Below are 3,207 nucleotides of genomic sequence, written 5' to 3'. Positions count from 1 at the left end.
GCCTCCACATACGACACCGAACCCGGCTCCACCCCCGCCCGACCCCACGCCGCAGCAATCACCCGCTCCTGCGCCCGTGGACTCGGCACCGTGTAACCGCTGCCGCTGGGCCGGCCACCGTGGTTGACGGCCGTACCGCGGATCACGCCGTAGACGTGGTCGCCGTCCGCGACGGCCCGGGCGAGCGGCTTGAGCAGCACCGCACCGACACCCTCACCAGGCACGTAGCCGCTGCCGCCGGCCCCGAACGACCGGCACCGCCCGTCGGTGGAGAGGAACTTGCTCTGGCTCAGCAGCACGTACTTGTAGGGGTGGACGGAGACGTTGACGCCGCCCGCGATGGCCAGCTCGCTCTCGCCGTGCCGCAGGCTCTCGCACGCCAGGTGCAGTGCGGTCAACGACGACGAACACATCGTGTCCACCGCCATGCTCGGCCCGTGCAGGTCGAGGAGGTAGGAGACCCGGTTGGCGATCAGCGAGTACGAGGACTCGGTGACCGGCCCGGTGCCGCGCAGCGCGTCGACCGCACCGTAGAGCTGGTACTCGCCGTACATGACGCCGACGAACACCCCGACCTGGCGGCGGCCGAGAGTGCGCGCCCGGTAGCCGGCGTCCTCCAGGACGTGCCAGGCCGACTGGAGGAACAACCGCTCCTGCGGGTCCATGAGTTCGGCCTCGCGCGGGGAGACCGAGAAGAAGAGCGGGTCGAACTTGTCCACGTCCGACAGGAAGCCGCCCCACTTGCCGTACGTCCCACCGGCCCGCGAAGCATCCGCGTCGAAGAACCGCTCATGATCCCACCGCTCCCGCGGCACCTCCGTGACGCAGTCCCGCCCCTCCGCCAAGTTCTCCCAGAACTCACCCAGGTCATCCGCCATCGGATACCGACCACTCAACCCGATCACCGCGATGGCGTCGTCCTCGACGGCGTCGTCCGACGTGTCGTGGTCGGGGCCCTGCTCGGGGTCGTGGTCGGGGCCCTGCTCGGGGTCTTGGTCGGGGGTCTCGACGCGGACGGAGGTCATGAAGCGCGGGCGCCGGGCCGGCTCGACCGCCGGTGCCGCCTCCGTGGCGGGCTCCTCGGCCGGTGCGGGGCGCAGCGCCTCGGGCTTGGTCTCCGCCAGGTGGTCGGCGATCTCCTCCAGCGAGTCGTGCTCGAAGAACAGGGTCTTCGACAGCTCGCCGAAACGGTCCTCCAGGGCGCGGTTCAGCTCGGTGATCACCAGCGAGTCGATGCCGTACCGGGCCAGTAGCGCGGCCTTGGGGTCGATGCCGGACGCCTCGGCCCCGATCTTCCGTGCCACCAGCTCCCGCAGGAACGCCACGGCGAGGCCGCGGAGTTCCGCGCCGTCGTCCGCACCGCCCGACGCGGTGGGGGCGGCCTCGGCCCCGGTCCCGGCGTCGCCGCCCGGCCGGTCGTCGGCCGCGGTGCCGACCGCCGCCAACCGCCCGGCGATCACCTCCGCGTCCCCGGCGGCCACCAGCACCGCACCACCCGGGAGCGCCAGCGCGTCGTCGAACGCGGCCAGGCCCTCCTCGTTGCCCAGCGACGCCACCCCGATCCGCTCGCGCAGCACCGCGGCGTCGTGCGCGGCCAGCGCCATCCCGCCGTCCCGCCAGTGCGGCCAGGCGATCGACAGGGAGCGGCCGTGGCGCCGCCCGGCGGCGACCCGCGCCGTGCGGTGCTCGGCGAAGGCGTCCAGGAAGGCGTTGGCCGCGGCGTAGTCGGTCTGGCCGAGGTTGCCGAAGGCCGCCGCGATCGAGGAGAACAGCACGAAGAAGTCGAGCTGCTCGTCGCGGGTGTAGTGGTCCAGGTGCACCGCGCCGGCGATCTTGGGCGCGAGGACCGCGGCGAACTCTTCCGCGGTCTTCTTCAACAGGAAGGAGTCGCGCAGCGTCCCGGCGGCGTGGACGACGCCGTGCAGCGCGCCGTGCTCGGCCCGGACGCGGGCGACGAGTTCCCGCACCGACTCGGCGTCGGCGACGTCGGCCCGCAGGTGGCGCACCGTGCCGCCGTGCGCCTCGATGGCCGCCATCCGCCGTCGCACGTCCTGGTCCGGCTCGGAGCGCCCGACCAGCACGAGGTGGGTGCGCGCCTGTGCGGCGAGGTGTTCCGCGACGAGCAGGCCGAGGCCGCCCGCGCCACCGGTGATGAGGTAGACGCCGTCCTCGCGCACCGGCGTCGGGCGGTCGGCGGGCCGGGGCAGGTCGATCCGCCGGTGCCCGTGCACCAGGCGCCGCCCGTCCTCGTGGCGCACCCACACCGCGGGGTCGGTGGCCTCGCCCAGTTCGGCGACGGCGGCGGTGAAGGCGTGCTCCCGCCGGTCGAGGCCGACCACCTGGTGGACCAGTCGGGGGTTCTCCAGCCGGACGCTGCGCGCGAACCCGGCCACGGCGTCCTGAAGGGGGGACGGGCCGCCGTCGCCGGCGGTGTGCAGGTGGAGCACCCGGACGGGACGCTTGATCCGGCGGGCCAACAGCGCCTTGCCCAGGTGGAAGTGGGTCAGGAGGCCGCGGGCCAGCGCCGCGTCCACCGCGCCCGCCGCGAAGCCGTCGGCGTCGTCGGGGTCATCGGCGTCGTCGGGGTCGTTCCAGGCGTGCAGGACGACGCTCGGCAGGAGGTCGTCGGCGGCGCAGTCGGCGAACAGCCGGTCGACGTCCGCACCGCGTCCCGGGTCGAGGGTGAAGGTGTGCGCGTCCTGCCGCTGGAAGGCGGTACCGGGACGCGCCAGCACGATCCGGGCGTCGGCCCGGCCCGCCGCCCGCAGCGCTGCGGCGAGTTCGGTGCGCTGGCCCTCGTCGGTGCCGAGCAGCAGGTAGGGGCCGTCGGGCGGGGTGCCGCCGGTGGGCAGCGCGGCACGCTCCCATTGCCCGCGGAAGAGCAGGCGCTCCGGGCCGCGGTCCGCCGCGGCGTCCGACGGGCGCTGGTCGGCTCGTAGGACCAGGTCCTTGATGCGGACGAGGACGGTCCCCTCGGCATCCAACAACGCCACCTGCGCCGTCACCGCACCCGCACGAACCCCATCCCCCTCAACCGTCACATGCGCCAAACACTCCCGCGGCAACTCACCAAAAATCTCCACCGCACCCACCGCAAACGGCAGATACCCAACCCCCACACCCACACCAGCACCAGCACCAGCACCAGCACCAGCACCAGCACCAGCACCAGCACCAGCAGACTCAACCAACAACGCCACAACCGAC

The 3,207-nt window shown here is 73.5% G+C and carries 1 protein-coding gene; it reads right to left on the bottom strand.

Annotated features, from left to right (window positions below; translation table 11 throughout):
- Positions 1-3,083, bottom strand: a 3,083-nt coding sequence (locus ACJ6WD_RS41215; RefSeq protein WP_407617803.1) for an SDR family NAD(P)-dependent oxidoreductase, incomplete at its 3' end; no start/stop codon positions are given.
- Between the last annotated feature and the right edge of the window lie 124 nt (positions 3,084-3,207).

This window comes from Streptomyces sp. VTCC 41912 (assembly GCF_045799175.1).
In the GTDB taxonomy this organism is placed as follows: domain Bacteria; phylum Actinomycetota; class Actinomycetes; order Streptomycetales; family Streptomycetaceae; genus Streptomyces; species Streptomyces albulus_C.
This window is presented reverse-complemented; position numbering and strand designations above follow the sequence as displayed.